This is a genomic window from Mycobacterium sp. (genome assembly GCF_965229105.1).
In the GTDB taxonomy this organism is placed as follows: domain Bacteria; phylum Actinomycetota; class Actinomycetes; order Mycobacteriales; family Mycobacteriaceae; genus Mycobacterium.
Genome location: NZ_OZ245858.1, coordinates 86,308 through 105,114, shown reverse-complemented (window position 1 = coordinate 105,114; position 18,807 = coordinate 86,308). Strand labels below are relative to the sequence as shown.

Annotated in this window: 16 protein-coding genes; 8 read left to right on the top strand and 8 right to left on the bottom strand. The window is 65.5% G+C overall.

Features of this window, described 5'->3' with window-relative positions; translation table 11 throughout:
* Positions 1-9: 9 nt before the first annotated feature.
* A complete protein-coding gene (locus ADBZ9O_RS00505; protein WP_526533742.1) occupies positions 10-1,215 on the bottom strand; it encodes a low temperature requirement protein A in 1,206 nt (401 codons plus the stop codon).
* Between the two features lie 179 nt (positions 1,216-1,394).
* Between ADBZ9O_RS00505 and ADBZ9O_RS00500 the strand changes: the two genes are divergently transcribed.
* Genes ADBZ9O_RS00500 through ADBZ9O_RS00485 form a run of 4 tightly spaced genes read left to right on the top strand, consistent with a single transcriptional unit; the run spans position 1,395 to position 7,590 of the window.
* Positions 1,395-2,411, top strand: a complete 1,017-nt coding sequence (locus tag ADBZ9O_RS00500) for an iron ABC transporter substrate-binding protein (RefSeq protein WP_526533740.1) — start codon at positions 1,395-1,397, stop codon at positions 2,409-2,411.
* Positions 2,412-3,965 (top strand): ABC transporter permease, encoded by a 1,554-nt coding sequence (locus tag ADBZ9O_RS00495; protein WP_526527534.1) that lies wholly within the window; start codon positions 2,412-2,414, stop codon positions 3,963-3,965. It begins immediately after the preceding gene.
* Complete coding sequence (locus ADBZ9O_RS00490; RefSeq protein ID WP_526527533.1) at positions 3,962-5,032, top strand: ABC transporter ATP-binding protein; 1,071 nt, start codon at positions 3,962-3,964, stop codon at positions 5,030-5,032. The genes ADBZ9O_RS00495 and ADBZ9O_RS00490 overlap by 4 nt, the downstream gene beginning before the upstream one ends.
* Entirely contained in the window at positions 5,029-7,590 is a 2,562-nt protein-coding gene (locus ADBZ9O_RS00485) for an AMP-binding protein (protein ID WP_526527532.1), read from the top strand. Before ADBZ9O_RS00490 ends, ADBZ9O_RS00485 begins: the two co-directional genes overlap by 4 nt.
* Here the strand turns inward: ADBZ9O_RS00485 and ADBZ9O_RS00480 are convergent.
* From ADBZ9O_RS00480 to ADBZ9O_RS00455, 6 genes are all read right to left on the bottom strand, one after another.
* A complete protein-coding gene (locus ADBZ9O_RS00480) occupies positions 7,495-9,819 on the bottom strand; it encodes an amino acid permease (RefSeq protein WP_526527531.1) in 2,325 nt (774 codons plus the stop codon). The two genes, ADBZ9O_RS00485 and ADBZ9O_RS00480, sit on opposite strands and share 96 nt — an antisense overlap.
* Positions 9,820-9,928: 109 nt before the next feature.
* The gene (locus ADBZ9O_RS00475; protein WP_526533738.1) at positions 9,929-10,681 is read right to left on the bottom strand and encodes an ABC transporter permease; all 753 of its coding nucleotides are present in this window, start codon (positions 10,679-10,681) and stop codon (positions 9,929-9,931) included.
* Between the two features lie 82 nt (positions 10,682-10,763).
* Entirely contained in the window at positions 10,764-11,576 is an 813-nt protein-coding gene (locus ADBZ9O_RS00470; protein WP_526527530.1) for an ATP-binding cassette domain-containing protein, read from the bottom strand.
* A complete protein-coding gene (locus ADBZ9O_RS00465; protein ID WP_526527529.1) occupies positions 11,573-12,037 on the bottom strand; it encodes a MarR family winged helix-turn-helix transcriptional regulator in 465 nt (154 codons plus the stop codon). The genes ADBZ9O_RS00470 and ADBZ9O_RS00465 overlap by 4 nt, the downstream gene beginning before the upstream one ends.
* A gap of 32 nt (positions 12,038-12,069) precedes the next feature.
* Positions 12,070-13,875 (bottom strand): acyl-CoA dehydrogenase C-terminal domain-containing protein, encoded by a 1,806-nt coding sequence (locus ADBZ9O_RS00460; RefSeq protein WP_526527528.1) that lies wholly within the window; start codon positions 13,873-13,875, stop codon positions 12,070-12,072.
* 28 nt (positions 13,876-13,903) lie between these two features.
* A complete protein-coding gene (locus ADBZ9O_RS00455; protein ID WP_526527527.1) occupies positions 13,904-14,404 on the bottom strand; it encodes a metallophosphoesterase family protein in 501 nt (166 codons plus the stop codon).
* An 83-nt stretch (positions 14,405-14,487) separates the two neighbouring features.
* Here ADBZ9O_RS00455 and ADBZ9O_RS00450 point away from each other — a divergent pair, with 83 nt between their 5' ends.
* Both ADBZ9O_RS00450 and ADBZ9O_RS00445 read left to right on the top strand, forming a co-directional pair.
* Positions 14,488-14,904: a Zn-ribbon domain-containing OB-fold protein gene (locus tag ADBZ9O_RS00450; protein ID WP_526527526.1), complete on the top strand. Its 417-nt coding sequence runs from the start codon at positions 14,488-14,490 to the stop codon at positions 14,902-14,904.
* 9 nt (positions 14,905-14,913) lie between these two features.
* Positions 14,914-16,119 (top strand): thiolase family protein, encoded by a 1,206-nt coding sequence (locus ADBZ9O_RS00445; protein ID WP_526527525.1) that lies wholly within the window; start codon positions 14,914-14,916, stop codon positions 16,117-16,119.
* A gap of 3 nt (positions 16,120-16,122) precedes the next feature.
* Here the strand turns inward: ADBZ9O_RS00445 and ADBZ9O_RS00440 are convergent, their stop codons facing one another.
* A complete protein-coding gene (locus tag ADBZ9O_RS00440; protein ID WP_526527524.1) occupies positions 16,123-16,725 on the bottom strand; it encodes a TetR/AcrR family transcriptional regulator in 603 nt (200 codons plus the stop codon).
* Between the two features lie 24 nt (positions 16,726-16,749).
* Between ADBZ9O_RS00440 and ADBZ9O_RS00435 the strand changes: the two genes are divergently transcribed.
* Complete coding sequence (locus ADBZ9O_RS00435) at positions 16,750-17,997, top strand: CoA transferase (protein ID WP_526527523.1); 1,248 nt, start codon at positions 16,750-16,752, stop codon at positions 17,995-17,997.
* On the top strand, positions 17,994-18,794 hold the full coding sequence (locus tag ADBZ9O_RS00430; RefSeq protein WP_526527522.1) for an acyl-CoA thioesterase: 801 nt from the start codon (positions 17,994-17,996) through the stop codon (positions 18,792-18,794). Before ADBZ9O_RS00435 ends, ADBZ9O_RS00430 begins: the two co-directional genes overlap by 4 nt.
* Positions 18,795-18,807: the final 13 nt, after the last annotated feature.

The window sequence follows — 18,807 nt, the reverse complement described above, 5'->3', positions numbered from 1 at the left end:
TCACAGATGTCAGGAACGTGCGCGGGTGACCGCGTCTTCGGCGTGCCGATGGCCGATCAGTTCGAAACCGACGACGGTCACCACCGGCGCCAGCATCACCACGAGAAGACACACCGCCATCGTCACGCCCGCCGCTGCCAGGGCGACTGCCGCGCCGAGGACGACAGCCGAACCGGTCAGCATCAGCAGATGCCACGAGGCCAACGAATGCGTCAGGATCAGGTAAAGCCCGAACACGCCGAGGATGTAGACCCCGACGGGGAGCGCAACGGTGAGCACGGTTTCCACCGAGCCCAGCTTCGAGTGCCCCTCGATGTAGTACGCGGCGGCATGCAGACCCGCGCCGGTAGCAACGATGGCGCCGAATAACGGGATGTGGCCGTAACCCCAGCGGAATGACCGATCCCGGTGGGCGTGCAGCAGCTGCGCCGACGGCACCACGAAGTACACCCACCACATGCCGAACGTCAGCCCGGTTCCGGCGACCGCCACCAGTACGGCATCGACGGTCCACCCTTGCGCGGTCACCACCGCGGATATGGAGGCCACCGTGCCGACCACGCCTTCGCCCAGCGCGATGATGACCAGCAAGCTGTGGCGTTCGGCGATGTGATGGGCATGCCAGGGTGTCCCGCCGAAGCGCCGCTCGGCGATCCAGGGGCCTGAGGTCTCCAGGAACACCATCAGCGCGAACAACAGGAATGTCACCGGAACGGAGGTGTGGACGAACAGCACGACGACCCAGCCGACCTGGCCGATGGTGATCGATGCGGCGTAGGCCAGGCATGCAGGGCGGCGGGCCGGATCCTGCCGGGCTGCGCGTAACCACTGGAACACCATGGCAATTCGCATCACGATGTAACCGGCGACCAGCACCTGGTTGTCGACGTGCTCGCCATGTTCGATCGAGGCGAACATCGGTGGGATTCCGAGTGCCAGGATGATGACGCCGACCATCTGCAGCATGGTGGTGAGCCGGTATACCCAGTCGTCGGTGTCGTACGCCGAGGCGAACCACGCGAAGTTGATCCAGGCCCAGCTCACCGCGAAGGTGCCGAAGGCGAACCCGGCCAGGCCGGCGCCGACGTGGTTGAGCGAAAGCTGGTGGGCAAACTCCGACGCGGTCAGACCGAACGCGATCACGAACGTCAGGTCGAATAGCAGCTCCAGCGGCGTGGCGACCCGGTGCTCTTCGTGGGGGTCGCGGCCGGCCATCCGGCGCAGTCGATGTGCCGGCGTCACGGGCCGGGAACGTTCACGGGGCTCGCCGGGTTGCAGATCGCTCACCGCCACATCCTCCCAGGAGGGGCCACCGCCAGGAACATCACAGGTAAGTTGTTAGGCAAACCTAGGCTAATGCGACGTTCATGCTGTTCGGCGCTGAGAGGATGATGATGCGGCGGTTTGTGACGAGGTGGTTCGCGGTGGCCAGCGCGCTGGCGCTTCTACTGGGGATGACGGCGTGTTCGAGCTCCGGGGGCGGTGACGAGCTGTTGATCTACAACGCGCAGCACGAGTCGCTCACCAAGGAGTGGATCGACGCATTCACCAAGGAGACCGGGATCAAGGTCACCTACCGCCAAGGTGGCGACACCGAACTCGGCAACCAGATCATTGCCGAGGGCGATGGCTCGCCTGCCGATGTCTTCCTCACCGAGAACTCGCCGGCGATGGCAGCTGTGGAACAGGCCGGGTTATTCACCGATATCGGTGCCGACACCATCGCCGCGGTGCCCGCGCAGTACCGGCCGGCGTCCAACAAATGGACCGGGGTGGCGGCCCGCACCACCGTATTCGTCTACAACAAGGACAAACTGCCCGTCGACCAGCTACCGAAGTCGCTGCTGGATCTGCAGGACCCGTCGTGGCAGGGCCGCTGGGGCGCACCGCCGCCGAAGGCGGATTTCCAGGCCATCGTCGCCGCCCTGCTCGACCTCAAAGGGGAGGCTGTCACCGCATCGTGGCTGGCCGGGATGAAGACCAATGCCGTTCTCTTCCAGGACAATATCGCCACGCTGAAGGCCGTTAACGCAGGGCAGGTCGCGGGCGGGGTGATCTACCATTACTACTGGTTCCGGGATCAGGCCAAGACCAAAGAGATCAGCGGCAATACCGCGCTGCACTACTTCCGCAACGAGGATCCCGGCGCGTTCATCAGCATCTCCGGCGGCGGCGTGCTCAAGTCGAGCAAGAAGCAGGACCAGGCGCAGCAGTTTCTCAAGTTCGTCACGAGCAAGGCGGGCCAGGAGGTGCTGCAGAATGGCACGTCGTTCGAGTACCCGGTCGCCAGCGGCGTACCGGCCAATGCCGCACTCGAACCTCTGGATCAACTGCAGGCACCGGCGGTCAACCCATCGGATCTCGACGCGAAGAAGGTGTCCGATCTGATGACCAAGGCAGGACTGCTCTAGGTGGTAGCTCCAACAGTGTTGCGGCGCAACACCGGCACCCGCCAGGGGTGGCTGGTGTCTACGACCGTGGCCCTGCTGGTGGCAGGCACGTTCATCCCGCTTGGCTACGTGGCATGGGCGGTGGTCAGCACCGGGCCGGCGCAGGCGTACGCGTTGCTGGTCCGTCCCCGCGTCGGGGAGCTGCTGATCAATACGGTGTCGTTGGTGCTCATCACCGTCCCGCTCTGCGCGGTGCTCGGGGTGGGGGCGGCGTGGCTGGTGGAGCGTACCGATCTGCCGGGCCGGTCGTGGTGGCGGCCGATATTCGTCGCACCCCTTGCTGTGCCGGCCTTCGTCAACAGCTACGCGTGGACCAGCGTCGTGCCGACCATGCACGGGCTCGGCGCGGGTGTCCTGGTCTCGACCCTGTCCTATTTCCCGCTCATCTATCTGCCGGTGTTGGCCACGCTGCGCAGACTCGATCCCGCCGTCGAAGAGACGGCGCGTGCGCTCGGTTCGGATTCGGGGGCGGTATTCATCCGAGTGGTGTTGCCGCAGTTGAGGTTGGCGCTGCTCGGCGGTGGATTGCTCATTGGTATCCACCTGCTCGCCGAGTACGGCGCCTTCGCGCTGCTGAGGTTCGACACCTTCACCACGGCGATCTTCCAGCAGTTCCAGGCCACCTTCAACGGCGCAGCGGGCACCATGCTGGCCGCGGTACTGGTGTTGTGCTGCCTGGTACTCCTGCTTGTCGAGGCGGCAGCGCGCGGTGGTGCGCGGTACGCCAGGATCGGCTCGGGAGCTGCCCGCAAGGCGGAGCCACTTCGGCTCGGCACCAACACAATACCTGCGGAACTGGCGCTTACCGGGCTTGCGGCGCTGGCACTTGGGGTGCCGGTGTGGACCATACTGCGGTGGCTGTGGATCGGCGGGCGCGACGTCTGGGCGCTCGGCGATGTGGGTGAAGCGTTGGCGCAGACGGCGTCGCTGGCTGGTCTCGCCGCAGTGATCACTACTGTGCTGGCGTTCCCGATCGCCTGGGTGGCGGTCCGCTCGAGCGGTCTGCTGGCACGCACCGTGGAAGGTGCGAATTACGTGACGAGTTCGTTGCCGGGCATCGTGACGGCGTTGGCATTGGTGTCAGTCGCCATCCACCTGGCCCGGCCGATCTATCAGACCGTGGCGCTGGTGATCGCGGCCTATGTACTGATGTTCTTGCCGCGGGCGCTGGTCAACGTGCGGTCCGGCCTGGCACAGGTACCGGTCGGGTTGGAGGAAGCATCGCGCTCATTGGGAGTTCCCGCAGGCGCCACCTTCGTCAGGGTCACCCTGCCTCTGACCGCGCCGGCGGCGGCGGCCGGTGCCGCCCTGGTATTCGTCGCAGTGGCAACAGAATTGACGGCGACTCTACTGCTGGCGCCGACCGGAACCAGGACGCTGTCCATGCGATTCTGGTCGTTGAGCAGCGAGCTGGACTATGCCGCCGCCGCACCGTATGCACTCATCATGGTGGTGCTGGCGATTCCGGTGACGTTGGTGCTGCTTCGCCAATCGACGAAAGTGGCAGCCCGATGAGCGCCGACCATATCGTCCGGCTCGACGGCGTGTGCAAGAGTTTCGGCGGCCACACCGTATTGGAGGGTATCCAGCTCGGTCTGCCCGCGGGCACGCTGACCGCGGTAGTGGGTGCGTCGGGCTGCGGTAAGACCACGCTGCTGCGGCTCATCGCCGGCTTTGAGGCACCCGATGGCGGTACGGTGACCATCGCCGGGCGTGAGGTGGCGGGGCCGACGACATTCGTTGCGCCACATCGTCGCGACGTCGGCTACGTGGCGCAGGACGGCGCACTGTTCCCGCACCTGAGCGTCGGCCAGAACATCGCCTACGGTCTTCCGCGTGGGCGACGGTCCGCGCACACGCGGGCCAGGGTGGTGGAGCTACTGGAGATGGTGTCGCTGACTGCCGAGCACGCGGCGCGTCGACCGCACGAGTTATCCGGCGGCCAACAGCAGCGGGTCGCCCTGGCCAGGGCGCTTGCACGCCAACCCGTTGTCATGCTGCTCGACGAACCGTTCAGCTCACTGGACACCGGGTTGCGCGCCGCAACGCGTAAGGCCGTGGCGCACACCCTGACCAGCGCCGGGGTCACCACGCTGCTGGTCACTCACGATCAGGAGGAGGCGCTGTCGGTGGCGGATCAGGTCGCGGTCATGCGCCAGGGCCAATTCACCCAGATCGGCTCTCCCGAAGAGGTTTACGCTGCTCCCGAGGATCGGTTCACCGCCCAGTTCCTTGGCGACTGCGTGTTCCTGCCTGCCACAATCGGCCCCGGCGGCGCGCACTGCGCACTCGGTGCCGTATCGGTCCGGTCTACCACTGTCCGGGGTGAAGCCACGATCATGCTGCGTCCTGAACAGCTGACCGCGACCAGGGTGTCCGATACCGACCTCGATAACGAGAGAAGTAGCGCTGTCGCAACGGTATTGGCGACGGAGTTTCTCGGCTCCGAGGTGGTGCTCACCATCGAGCTTCCCGGCGGGCAACCACCGATCAATGTGCGGCAGAACAGTATCGATCCGCCCACGGTGGATGCCAAGGTGCGATTGAACATCAACGGCTCCGCCGTCGTATTCCCGTCATGACCCCATTGACCCGACACCTGGCCGGCTTCGGTGGCCGCCCAGCGGTGGCCACGGCGGGAGAAGAGCTGACCTACCGAGACCTCGCTGGCCGCGTCACCGAATACGCTGCAGCCCTGGGCAGCCGGCGGCGGTTGGTATTGATGCAGACGCGTAACGACCTCAACACCCTGGTGCCTTATCTCGGTGCACTGGCCGGCCGGCACGTGGTGCTGCCCGTACCGCCGGGACGCGATACCGCCGGTATCGTGGCCACCTATCGCCCGGATACCGTCATCGCGCCCGACGGTACCGCCCAGTTCTGCGCCGAGCCGAGTGGGGACGCACTGCACCCCGAGCTGTCATTGCTGCTGAGCACGTCGGGCAGCACCGGATCCCCCAAGCTGGTCAGGCTCTCGCATGAGAATCTGATCTCCAACGCCGATGCCATCGCCCAATATCTCGATATCGACGAAAATGACAGAGCGCCAACTACATTGCCGATGTCGTACTGCTATGGCCTGTCGGTGGTGCACAGCCACCTCCGGCGCGGTGCCGGTCTGATCCTGACCGACCACTCGGTGGTCGATGATGGATTCTGGGAACTGTTCCTGCAACACCGGGGGACGAGCCTGGCCGGGGTGCCGTACACCTTCGACCTGCTGGACCGCATCGGCTTCGACGAGATGGACCTGCCCGACCTGCGCTACGTGACCCAGGCCGGGGGACGATTGCCCCCGCACCGGGTACAGCGCTATGCCCAACTCGGTGCCCGCCGGGGCTGGCAGCTGTTCGTCATGTACGGCGCCACCGAGGCCACTGCCCGGATGTCTTATCTGCCAGCAGAACTCGCGCTGAGCCGGCCCAATTCGATCGGCCGCCCCGTGCCGGGCGGATCGTTCACCATCGAGCCCCTGGCCGACTGGCCGGACCAGGGAACGGGCGAGCTCGTCTACCGCGGGCCCAATGTGATGCTCGGGTACGCCCACTCCCACGATGACCTCGCGCTCGGCAGAGCCGTGGAGGAAGTGCATACCGGTGATATCGCCCGGTGTGCTGCCGACGGACTCTACGAGGTGATCGGCCGTAGCGGCCGCTTCGTCAAGATGTATGGGCTGCGGATCGACCTGCAGCGCGTCGAGACGGTGCTCGGTGAGCACGGGGTGACAGCGTTCTGCACAGCGCTCGGTGACGGTGACGATCACCTCGCTGTCGCCGTGGCCGACGTCGATGATCTGCCGGGGGTACGCCGGCTTGCGGCCAAAGCGGCCGGATTACCCGTCGAGGCGGTGTGGCCGGCGGCCATGCCGGAGCTGCCGGTACTGCCCTCGGGTAAGCCCGATTACGACGCGGTGCGCGAGGCGGCCAGGCACGCTGCCGCACCTGTTGACGGTGGCAGCGGGATCCGCAGCTTGTTTCGCGATGTCCTGTGTTGCGACGATGCCCAGATCACCTCGGATGCCAACTTTCTGCGGCTCGGCGGGACATCGTTGAACTATGTGGCGATGTCGGTCCGGCTCGAGCGGATGCTGGGTCACCTCCCACCGGACTGGCAGCAGCTGCCGGTCGGGGAGCTCGAGCGCCTCGCCGAACAGCCGGACAACCGTCGTTGGTTCTCGGCGGCGTTGGAGACCAGCGTCGCGTTGCGGGCACTGGCGATCATCCTGATCGTCGGGTCGCATGCCGGTGTCTTCGAGGTGTGGGGCGGCGCGCATCTCCTGCTCGGATTGGCCGGGTACAACTTTGGCCGATTCTGTCTGCGGGCGGTGCCCCGTGCCGAACGGGTGCGTCACCTACGCCAGACCATTGCCTGGATCGCGGTGCCGTCGATCGCGTGGATTGCCGTTGCGCTGATCGTCACCGATGACTATCACCTGTCGAATCTGCTGCTGGCCAACAAGATACTGGGCCCAAGTGACAGTATGACCGCGGGCCGGTTGTGGTTCGTCGAGGTGCTGGTCTACGTGTTGATCGCATTGACCCTGCTCGTAGCCGTGCCAGTGATCGACCGCTGGGAACGCCGCGTACCGTTCACGTTCGCGGCGGTGTTCCTGGCTGCAGGGGTGGCGTTGCGTTACGACGTCCTCGGGTTGCGGCTCGGCGAGCAGGCCATGTTCACCTATCTGGCCTTCTGGTTCTTCGCCGCGGGTTGGGCGGCGGCCAAGGCACGTAACAACTGGCAACGGCTGGCTGTCACGGTGGTACTGGTGGTCTGCACGGTGGGCTACTTCGAGCAAGGGTTGCGGCAGATCCTGGTGGTGGGCGGATTCGCCCTGCTGATCTGGTTGCCGACCATCCGGTGTCCCGACCCGCTGCCAGTCGTCGCCGGCCTGATCGCCGAGGCGTCGCTGTACACCTATCTCACACATTTCCAGGTTTATCCGTTGTTCGACAGCCATCCCGTGGTCGGCGCCATCGCCGCGATCACGGTCGGCATCCTGATCGCCAGGGCGATGACTGAGGTGCGCCGCCGGATCAGTCGCGGATCAGGTGGCGGCACCGTCGTCGACGATCGAGTAGGTGGGGTCGGCCATGAAGACAGGCCGGTTCCCGTTCTGCCGCGCTTTTCCGACCAGTCTTAGGATCTGCCCCGCCGCGATATCGTCGCCGCCGCGGCTGAAGGAAACCGTCAGCTCGCCGCTGTCATCGCCGATTGTGATCAGCAGCAACGGTTTACCGTCCCGGCTCTTCACATCGATGTGACTGACCCGGCCTTCCACAGTGGTGCGCTGCCCCACGATCAGGCCGTCGATGGCGATCGGCCTCGGTGGAACGTCGGGATGCTCGTGGTCCGGTGCATGCGGCTGATCGGAATGGCCCACCCGGGCCTGCACCTTCTCCAGTTCGCGGGTCACCCGTTCCTCGAACATGTCGGGAAACGCCTCCCGGATCTGCGATTGCACGTCGTAGGGCACGATCGTCGCTGCCGCGTGCGGCATCCGGCTGACCGCCCTGGCGATCCGGTCGGCGGTCCGGTCGTGCAGCAGCCGGCCGAGCAGTGGGGCGTAGCTGCGCCGCGGCAACAGCAGCGTGATGTTCGCGTCGGGGTACTGCTCGGACGTCGCGCAGACCAGGTCGTGCGCGGCTCTGGTCAGTCGACGGTCAGGGCAGTCGATGACCACCAGCGGTGTCACCAGACCGTAATGCTGCCAACGCTTTCGGATGCGCTCGGCGACATCCTCGTCGATCATGAAGTGCACGGCGGTCAGCTCGTCGGCGCGCAGGCCACGGCCGTAGCGCAACGCCTCGATCACCGCCAGGTCCACCGAGTTCACCAGCACAAAGGCGTGATGGCTGGTGTATTCACCGAAGAAGTCGGGACGGTTGGTCCTGAACCGTTCCAAGATGGCGGCTTCGGCACGGTATTCGCGGTTGAGTCGCATCAGCGCGAAGACGAGTAGCGGGAAGATGACGACCACCAGCCAGGCGCCTTCGGTGAACTTCGCGATCGCGAAGATCGCGACCACCACCGTCGAGATGATCCCGGCGGAGAGATTGATGGCCAGCTTGTGGCGCCAACCGTCGGACTTGTGCGTCAGATGGTGTTTCGTCATGCCGTAACCGGCCATGGCAAAGCCGGTGAACACCCCGATGGCGTAGAACGGCACCAGCGCATTGACCGAGCCGCCGGTTCCGATGAGCAGTACCACCGCCAGCACGGTGAGCACGATGATGCCGTTGGAGAACACCAACCGGTGACCGCGTTTGGCCAGTTGCCGAGGCAGGAAGCGGTCTTCGGCGACGAAGTTCGCCAGCGCGGGAAAGCCGTTGAAGCTGGTGTTGGCTCCGGTGAAAAGAATTGCTGCGGTTGATATCTGGACCAGTGCGTAGAGGATGTGGCCGAGCAGACCATCGCCGAAGACGGCACGTGAGATCTCCGAGAGGACCGACGGGTAGCCCGCCACGTACGGGGTGGCATGGGTGGCGTAGGCCAGGTAGGCGACGCCGGCCAGCAGGAACGCCAGGATGCACGCCATCACGGTGAGAACGCGACGAGCGTTGACGCCCTGCGGGTCCCGGAACGATCCGACGGTATTGGAGATGGCTTCCACACCGGTCAGCGATGCACCGCCGTTGGCGAAGGCACGCAACAGGACCAGGATCGTCGCGCCCATCACCAGGCCGTCGCCGTGCTCGACGGGTACCGCACCTACCAGATTCGCCGCATCGTATTGCGGTAGACCCCAGAATAGATGTCGGACAACACCGGTCACGATCATCAACGACAGCATCGTCACGAAGAAGTAGGTAGGCATCGCGAACGGCCGGCCGGCTTCGCGGAGGCCCCGAAGGTTGGCGATGCACATCAGCAGCACGACACCGATGGTGATCTCGAGGCTGTACGGCCCAAGCGATTTCACTGCGGAGATGACGGCGACGGTGCCGGCCGCCGCCTGGACCGCGACGGTCACCACGTAGTCGATCAGCAGTGCCGCGGCGGCAATCTGCGCGACGCGGGGCCCGAAATTCTCCCTCGCGACGATGTAGGAGCCACCAGCTTTGGTGTAGGTCATCACGACCTGGCGATACGACGCCGCGACCAGGATGAGGATGACCAGGATGACACCGGTGATGGGAAGTAACAGCGCGAAGGCCGCCAGTGCCGCATACGGCAGTAGTTCGATCAGGATGACTTCGGTGCCGTAGGCGGTCGACGATATTGCGTCGGGGGAAAGCACTCCGAGCGCAACCGGGTTCGACAGCCGCTCGGATTTGAGCTCATCGGAGATGAGCGGCTTGCCGAGGAACAGCCGTTTGAGCGTGTAGCCGACTGACTCCCGCTGCGGCATCCCCCCAGGATCTTTCGTCACGGGCACATTCTCGCCCCCTTTTTGTCGCGAGCAGACGCAAAGCACCCTCGCCGACCGGCGTGTCGGGGGCACTATCCGTCTGCTCGCGGGGAAAAAAGGAGCGGACTGCTCAGCGCACCAGGCGGCGCAGCAGGGCGGAGGCGGTGATGACCCCGATGATGGCGGCGGCCACCAGCACCCCGATATCCAGCAGCCAGTTCGACGGTGTGCCGATCAGCAGACCGCGTAATGCGTTGACCTCGTAGCTCAATGGGTTCACTGCGGACAACCAACGCAGCCATGTCGGCATGATGTCGACGGGGTAGAGCGCGTTGGAGGCGAAGAACAACGGCATGGTGATGGCCTGGCCGATGCCCATCAGTCGGTCCCGGTTGCGTACGAGTCCGGCCAATGACATCGACAGGCAGGCGAAGAACGCCGAGCCCAGGACCACGATGCCCATCGCCCCGAGAATCCGCAGCGGGTTGGCCGTCAGGTGCACGCCCATCAGGTAGGCGATGATCAGCACCCCGATCACCTGGGCCACCGATCGGACGCCTGCCGCGAAGGACTTGCCTGCGATCAGCGCCGACGCGGGAGCCGGAGTGACCATGAGTTTGGCCAGGATGCCCGCGTCGCGGTCCCAGACGATCTGGATGCCGTAGAAGATCGAGATGAACAGGGCTGATTGCGCGATGATGCCCGGGGCGAGGAACGCCAGATACGACACCGAACCCGTATCGATGACGTGCAGCTGGCTGAACGTCTGGCCGAAGATCAACAGCCACAGGGCGGGCTGCACCATGCGGGTGACCAACTCGGTGCGGTCATGGCGCAGCTTCTGCAGTTCGACCAGGGCGAAGGTGCCCATCCGCTGGACCATGCCGCGCAGCCTGCGCCAGCCACGCGGCGCGCGAATCAGTCCGCCGGAGGTGGGCCGACCGGCCTGGGTGGTCTCGTCCGGTTCAACTGACACGGCGCGCTGTTTTCCTACTGGAGCGGATCTCACGCAGACCGGCGTGTGCGCCGTCGTCGGCGAGATCGGAACCTGCGTAATGCCGGAAGACGTCCTCCAGGGAAGCGTCCGGTCCGACGGTAGCTTTGAGATCGGTGGGGCTGCCAGAAGTCTGCAACTGGCCGTGGTGCAGCAGCGCGACCCGGTCACACAGCACGTCGGCCTCTTCCATGTAGTGCGTGGTCAGCAGCACTGTCATTCCGAATTCGTCCTGCATCCGCTGCACCTGTGCCCAGACTCCGTCGCGGGCAATCGGATCCAGCCCGACCGTGGGCTCGTCGAGGATCAGCAGGGACGGCCGGTTGACCAATGCCTGCGCCAATTCGAGGCGGCGAACCATCCCGCCCGAGTAGGTGCCGGCCAGGCCGTCGGCGACGTCGATCAGGTTCATCGCTTCCAACGCCTCGTCGACGCGGGCGGCTCGCTGGCGGCGCGGCACATCGTAGAGTCGGGCGAACCACTGCACATTCTGCCGCCCGGTCAACGCGGATTCGATCGAAAGCTGCTGTGGCACATAGCCGATGTTGTAGCGGATATCCATGGTGTCGCGTTTGGCGTCCAACCCGAAGATGGACACCGTACCGCCTTGTACCGGGGTCAGGGTGGTGAGCACCCGGACGACCGAGGTCTTACCCGCGCCGTTGGGGCCCAGCAGGCCGACCGTCTCGCCCGCGCGCACCTGCAGTGTCAGGTCGTCGACGGCGACGAACTTGCCATAGTGGTGTGTCAGGTGCTGACAGTCGATCGCCAGATCGGTGCTCATGTCTGCCTCTCCTGCAGCAACCGGGTCACTTTGGCAATGACCTCCAGTCCTGTTCTCAGCTGATCGATTTCGGCCTTGTCGAGCTCATCGAGGACCTGCGAGATGGCTGTCCGGCGGGCGGTTCGCGACGCGTCGGCCGCCTTCTGGGCGCTGGTCGAGAGCCGTAACCGCCCAACCCGGCGGTCGGCGGGGTCGGCCTCGCGGATCAGCGAGCCGCTCGCGGATAGTCGCGATACCAAGGTGGATGCGGTGTTGGCCGCCAGCCCGAGTTCGGCGGCCGCCTGACTGACTGAGATTCCTGGGCGTCGTCCGACCAGTCGCACCAATTCGGCCTGGGATTCGGTCAATCCGGCGCCCAGCTCGAAACGGTCGGGCCCGCGGCCTGCGGTCCGCCGTACTTGGCGGCGGAATCGACCAACGGTGCCCAACAACTCGCTGATCAGCTCACTGCGGGAGGGCACTTCGCCATGATACCTCTGTATAAGAGGTATTGTCAGAACCAGTTGTCGCGCATCTCCAGCGTGGTGTGGTCGAGGCTTTCCAGCAGGTCGAGTTGGGGCGCGGTCTTGGGTAACTCGTAACGGAAAAAGTACTGCGCTGCCTGGCGTTTACCGTCGTAGAAATCGCCGGTCTTCCCGTGGGCGGCACACAGCTGTTCCAGCCAGATCCAGGCGATCACGATGTGGCCGAATGCTTCGAGGTAGACCACGCTGTTGGCCAGTGCGCCCTCGATGTCACCGGAGGCGAACATCCCTGCCGTCACCGATACCAGTCGATTCCACGACGCGTCGAGTGCGGTCGCGAGCTCGGTCAGTTCACCGCCCGCGGCCGTGGCCATAGTGGTGGTGGCCGCGACGGCCTTGCCGAGCTCGGCGAGACTGGCACCGCCCCGTTGAACAACCTTGCGCCCCAACAGGTCCAGGCTCTGGATGCCATGGGTGCCTTCGTGGATGGGATTGAGCCGATTATCGCGGTAATGCTGCTCGACGTCGTACTCGCGGGTGTAGCCGTATCCGCCGTGCACCTGGATCGCCAGGTTGTTGGCCTCCAGGCACCATTGCGACGGCCAGCTTTTTCCGACGGGGGTCAGGATATCCAGCAGATCTGTGCAGCGCTGCAACTCTTCGTCGGATTCGGCGCTGTGTTGCCAGTCGACCAACCGCCCGCAGTACAGCTCCAATGCCAACGCAGCCTCGACATAGGCCTTCTGTGCCAACAACATTCGCTTGACGTCGGGATGGTCGATGATCGGGATCTGCGGTGTTGACGGGTCCTTGACCGTCGCGGGCCTGCCCTGCGGTCGGCTGCGGGCATACTCCAGCGATTTGAGGTATCCGGTGTAGCCCAGCGCGACCGCGCCCATGCCGACCCCGAGCCTGGCCTCGTTCATCATGTGGAACATGTAGGTGATCCCCCGGTGCGGTTCACCGATCAAGTAGCCGACCGCACCTGATTCACCGCCGGGCCGGTGAATTCCCTCGCCGAAGTTGAGCACGGTGTTGGTGATGCCGCGCTGGCCCATCTTGTGATTCAGCCCGGCCAGCACCACGTCGTTGCGCTCGCCGACCGGGCCGTCTGCTCCGTCTGGCCCGCTGAGGAACTTGGGCACGATGAACAGCGAAATACCCTTGGTGCCGGGCGGGCCGCCGGGGATCTTCGCCAGCACCAGGTTGACGATGTTGTCGGTCATCTCGTGCTCGGCGCCCGAAATCCACATCTTGGACCCGAACAGCCGATAGCTGCCGTCATCGCGCGGTTCGGCGCGGGTGAGGATATCGGCCAGGGATGAACCGGCTTGTGCCTCCGAGAGGGCCATCGTCCCGGAGAACCGGCCGGCCAACATGGGTGTGACGAAGGCAGCGATCTGCTCGTCGGTCCCGAATTTCGTCAACAGGTTGGCGTTGGCGGTGGTCAGCATGACGTACCCGCTGGTGCTGACGTTGGCGGCGGCGAAGTAGGCGAATCCGGCCTGGGCCACTGACATGGGCAGCTGCAATCCGCCGAAGCGGTGATCCATGCTCATCCCGATCAGGTCCGCCGCCGCGTAAGCGTCCAGCGCCTCCTTCACCTCGGGGATGATCGTGACCGTCTGGCCGTCGAACGTCGGCTCCTGGGCGTCGCTGCGCTTGTTGTGCGGGGCGAAGTAGCGCGTCGCCAACTCCTCGCACAGATCAAGGACGTCGGAGAACGTCTCGGGGGAGTGGTCGGCGAAGCGCTCCCGCTTGGTCAGCTCGTCGATGCCCAGCCACTCCAAGAGCAGGAAGTCCAGATCGCGTCGCGAAATAAGATCCGATTTCACAGCCCCGAGTATGCGCTTGCGACGGTTCTCAGTTCCTGGGGATGTGGTGCAGGGTGACCTCGCCGAGGACGCCGTCGTCGACCGAAGCGGTCATATAGGTGCCGAACGGTTGGCGGCGCCGGTCGGTGGGCGAGCCGGGATTGAGCAGACGCAAACCAGTGGCGGTGACGGTGTCCCACGGGATGTGGCTGTGCCCGAAGACCAGCACATCGGTATCGGGGTACAGGCGCGACATCCGCGCGTCTCGGCCACCGGATGACCCGGTCTCGTGGGTGACGGTGAACCGCACTCCGGCCAACGTGACGTCGGCGCGCTCGGGCAGCCGGGCCCGTAGATCGGCACCGTCGTTATTGCCCCAGCATGCGACCAGGCGTGCGGCACGGCGCTCCAAGGCGTCGAGCGATTCCACGTCCACCCAGTCCCCGGCGTGTACGACGACGTCGGCGCGCTCGACCTCGGCCCAGACCTGCGACGGTAGGTCGCGGGCGCGCTTGGGCAGGTGGGTGTCGGAGATCAGGAGCAGGTCCATACCAACCGATAGTGCGCCCACCACCCCACGTCAGTCGGGGCGGGTGTCATGATCGGAGGCGACTTTCGACTTCAGGAGTGCACATGACCGGACAAGTCCCACTAGTCGACTACCTCGTCCTCGGTGATCAGCCGCATCTGAGCGCCAACGAATGCACGCAGTGCGGTGCCCGGTTCTTCGGGCGAAGAAACGCATGCGCCAACTGCAGCGCAACGGATTTCGCCACTGTTCCGGTGGCGACGGAAGGTATCGTGCGCTCCTTCACCATCGTCGCTTTTGCCGCGCCAGGTGTCCCCGTCCCCTTCGTCGCGGCCGTTGTGGACTGCGACGGCACCAGCGTGCGCGCCAATATCGTCAATACGCCGCCTGACCCCGAGCACGTGACCCTCGGGATGAACGTCCGACTGACCACCTTCCCCCTCGGCGCCGACTCGGCAGGCGTCGAAGCCATCGGGTTCGGCTTCGAACCGGTACCCGGCAACGCCGCCCTCGACAAGTAGGAGACGACCATGGCCAGCGACGACATCTGGATCCTCGGCATCACGATGACCAAGTTCGGTAAGCACCGCGATAAGGATGTTCTCGACCTCGCTTCGGAGGCTGCGCTGGGCGCACTCGCCGACGGCGGCGTCACCATGAAAGATGTCGGTGTGCTCGCGGTGGGCAACCTGATGAATGCCAACGCCTCCGTGGGCCAGCAGCTGCAGAAGCAGATCGGACAGACCGGTATTCCGGTGTACAACGTGGCGAATGCGTGCGCCACCGGAGCCACCGCATTGCGGACCGCGATCATGGCGATCAAGGCGGGTGAGACCCCGGTGGGGATGGCCGTCGGTGTCGAAAAGCTCTCCGGCGCCGGGCTGCTCGGCGTATCGGGTCCGCGCGAGCAGGCGGACACCTGGACGCCATCGGGCCGGGAGGGGGCGGTGCTCGGGCTGGACGGCCGGGTGGGTACCGAGACCATGCCGGGGGTTTTCGCCCAGATCGGGATGGAGTACGGCCACCGCTACGGCGGCACCAGTTTCGAGCTGTTCGCCAAGATCTCCGAGAAGAATCACGCGCATTCCACGCTGAATCCGCTTGCGGCCTATCAGAAACGGTTCACGCTGGAAGAAATCATGGGTGATGTGATGATCGCCTACCCGAACACCCGACCGATGTGCTCGGCCAACTGTGACGGTGCCGCTGCCGCGATCGTGGTATCCGGGGAGTACCTCAAGACGCTCTCAGGTGAACAGCAGCGCAGGGCGGTCAAGGTATCGGCGTCCGTGCTGACCAGTGACCCGTACCAGGAAGCGTGCCAGATCCTGCCCGATGTCAACACCCTGACCCGACGGGCCGCGATCCAGGCGTACGACCAGGCCGGGGTGAGCCCGCAGGACCTTGACCTGGTGGAACTGCACGACTGCTTCGCCACGGCAGAGCTCGTGCACTACGACAACCTGATGCTGTGCGAGGAGGGCAACGCGGCGGACTTCTTCGCCTCCGGTGCGACGTGGCGGGACGGCTCCACCCCGGTCAATGTCTCCGGTGGACTGGAGTCCAAGGGGCACCCCATCGCCGCGACCGGTATCGCCAATATCTGGGAGGTCTGCCACCACCTGCGCGGCGAAGCCGGCGATCGGCAAATCGCCAATGCGACAGTCGGTTTGGCGCACGTCATCGGCCTGGGATCGGCATGCGGTATCCACATTCTGGAGCGGTCTGCCGCCTGATCGCTATTGGGCCGGGTCTGCGCCGACGGCCGCCAGGCAAAAAGTGACCAGATGCCGGATCTCGGCAGGATGCGGTTCGGTGGCCGATGCGGTGTGGCGGCCGATCGCGCCCGCGACGGTGGTGAACACCGCGTCGGCGTCGCGTTGCGGGTCGGCGGAGCCCATTGCGGTCAGTGGGCTGACCAGCAGGTCGCGCATCGGCGCGGTGATCTGTCGGTCCGGCATCGCGGAGAACTGGTTGAGGACCGCCCGGCTGCGGGCGGCCCGGCGGGGGTCTCCGACCTGTACCAGCGACCCCTCGACCCAGGCCGCGACCTTATCGGCGGGATCGTCATGGGTGGCCATGTGCTGTTCGAGATAGGACGCCGTGAGGGCTACCCCGCGTTCCATGACCGCGAGCAGTAGTTCGTCCTTACCGGCGAAGTACCGGTAGAAGGCGGCGTTGGAGCTACCGGCGGCGGCGACGATATCGCTGACCTTGGGCGGGGCAGGTGCGGCCGACTCGATGACACCCAGTGCCGCGGCCAGAATTTTTTCGACCTCCTCGACGGCTTCACGCTGTCGCGCATCGAGCGCCCGTTCGACGGCAGCGACTACTCGAGACATCTCATGAGGATAAGTTGAACCGCTATGAGCGTGCAGACAAGTGCGGGAACACCGGGTTCGACCGGACTGCTCGCTGGGGTGCGTGTCGTCGAGATCTCCAGCTTTGTCGCGGTGCCGCTGGCCGGTATGACGCTGGCGCAGCTGGGTGCCGAGGTGATCCGGGTCGATCCGGTCGGAGGTGCTGCCGACTACCGGCGATGGCCGCTGACCGAGAGCGGCGACAGTATCTACTGGGCGGGCTTGAACAAGGGCAAGCGTTCGGTCGCGGTGGATATGCGCTCCGCGCAGGGGCAGCAGCTGGTCAGCAGGCTGATCGCCGACAGTGGTCCGGCCGGCGGCATTCTGATCACCAATGTTGTTGGCCGCGAATGGCATTCCTATGATCAGCTGGTGAAGGCCCGGCCCGATCTGATTCACCTTGAGGTCTCGGGGCGCGCCGACGGCGGTACCGGTGTCGACTACACCGTCAACGCGGGCATCGGGTTTCCCATGGTCACCGGCCCGGTGACGCAGGCCGGTCCGGTCAACCATGTGCTGCCAGCCTGGGATGTGTCCTGCGGTCTGTACGCGGCGCTGGCGATCGCCTCGGCGTTACGTCAACGGGATGCCACCGGCGCGGGGGCCCGGATCCGGATCCCACTGGAGGATGTCGCGCTGGCCACGGCGGGCAATCTCGGCTTCCTCACCGAACCGATGGTCAACGGCACCCAGCGTGAACGGCTCGGCAATGCGATCTACGGCCAGTACGGGCAGAACTTCACCAGCAGCGACGGTATCGCGTTCATGCTGGTGGCGTTGACCGGCCGGCACTTCCGGGACCTGACGGAACTCACCGGCACCACCAAAGCGGTTGCTGCACTTGCCGATGCGCTCGAAGTCGATTTCACCGACGAAGGCCATCGGTACCGGCACCGGGACACCCTCGGTGGCTTGTTCACCGTCTGGTTCCGCGAACATACGGGTGCACAGATCAGCGAAGCGTTATCGGCGACCTCGATTCTGTGGGAGCGCTACCGCACCTTCGCCGAAGCGGCCGCCGACGAACGCGTAACCGCCAACCCATTGTTCACCACCTTGCATCAGCCGCGCATCGGTGACTATCTGGCCCCCGGACTGCCCATCGTGTTCGACGGCGCCCATACCCCTGCGGTCGCGGCGCCTGCGCTCGGCGATGACACCGCGGCGGTGTTGGGGGAGCGACTCGGCATCTCGGCCGACGAAGTGGCGGACCTCGTCGAATCCGGCACGGTGGCTACAGGTTCGGCCGTATGAGCGTTCTGCTGGACCTGCTCGATGTGCGACCCGCTGACGGCGATACCTGGGTGGCGGCCGGGCACGGGCCTGCGGATAAGCGGGCGTTCGGCGGGCAGTTCGTCGCGCAGTCGATGGCCGCCGCCGGTCAGACGGTACCCGGTGACGCCCAGCCGACCAGCATGCATCTGCAGTTTCTGCGCGGGGGTGCGGCGGCCGATCCCGTCGACTACGCGGTGGAGCGCACCTACGACGGTCGCACTGCGATGACGCGCCGGGTGCTGGCCCGTCAAGGCGACCGCATCATCACCGCTGCGACCGTCTCGTTCGCGATGCCGCTGGCCGGACCGGCCCACGGCCGTTACGGCCAGTTCCCCGAGGATCCGGAGACGTTGGTGGCCACCGGCCCGGCCGGCCCGGCGCCGGGGTTGCCCCAGGGCGAACTCGATATCCGCTACGTCGACGAGGGGGTCGGTACCGATTTCGTGCGCCGACTCTATTGGCGCGCAACGGTTCCGCTGCCTGCAGATGCGCAGACCCACATCTGCGTCGCATTGTTCGTGACCGACGTGTACATGATCGACCCTGCCTTGCAGGTGCACGGCCATTCGATGCGCGACCGCAGTCACCGCAGCGGAACCACCGATTCCTCGGTGTGGTTTCACACGCCGATCCGCGCGGACCAGTGGAACCTGCTGGAAACGCGGTCCCCGGCGGCAGCCAGGGGACGCGGGGTGATCACTGGCAGCCTCGTCGGCGCCGACGGGGCGATCAGCGCGACGCTGGTTCAGGAGGGGCTGATCGCGTCGCGCGAATGAGGTGTGCGCAAGA

Excerpts from the sequence above, each read along its gene's own strand:
- ADBZ9O_RS00470 (WP_526527530.1), bottom strand. The coding sequence starts at position 11,576 with ATGAGCACCGATCTGGCGATCGACTGTCAGCACCTGACACACCACTAT.
- ADBZ9O_RS00445 (WP_526527525.1), top strand. The coding sequence starts at position 14,914 with ATGGCCAGCGACGACATCTGGATCCTCGGCATCACGATGACCAAGTTC.
- ADBZ9O_RS00435 (WP_526527523.1), top strand. The coding sequence starts at position 16,750 with ATGAGCGTGCAGACAAGTGCGGGAACACCGGGTTCGACCGGACTGCTC.
- ADBZ9O_RS00475 (WP_526533738.1), bottom strand. The coding sequence starts at position 10,681 with ATGGTCCAGCGGATGGGCACCTTCGCCCTGGTCGAACTGCAGAAGCTG.
- ADBZ9O_RS00485 (WP_526527532.1), top strand. The coding sequence starts at position 5,029 with ATGACCCCATTGACCCGACACCTGGCCGGCTTCGGTGGCCGCCCAGCG.
- ADBZ9O_RS00430 (WP_526527522.1), top strand. The coding sequence starts at position 17,994 with ATGAGCGTTCTGCTGGACCTGCTCGATGTGCGACCCGCTGACGGCGAT.
- ADBZ9O_RS00440 (WP_526527524.1), bottom strand. The coding sequence starts at position 16,725 with ATGTCTCGAGTAGTCGCTGCCGTCGAACGGGCGCTCGATGCGCGACAG.
- ADBZ9O_RS00500 (WP_526533740.1), top strand. The coding sequence starts at position 1,395 with ATGCGGCGGTTTGTGACGAGGTGGTTCGCGGTGGCCAGCGCGCTGGCG.
- ADBZ9O_RS00505 (WP_526533742.1), bottom strand. The coding sequence starts at position 1,215 with ATGGCCGGCCGCGACCCCCACGAAGAGCACCGGGTCGCCACGCCGCTG.
- ADBZ9O_RS00450 (WP_526527526.1), top strand. The coding sequence starts at position 14,488 with ATGACCGGACAAGTCCCACTAGTCGACTACCTCGTCCTCGGTGATCAG.
- ADBZ9O_RS00490 (WP_526527533.1), top strand. The coding sequence starts at position 3,962 with ATGAGCGCCGACCATATCGTCCGGCTCGACGGCGTGTGCAAGAGTTTC.
- ADBZ9O_RS00455 (WP_526527527.1), bottom strand. The coding sequence starts at position 14,404 with ATGGACCTGCTCCTGATCTCCGACACCCACCTGCCCAAGCGCGCCCGC.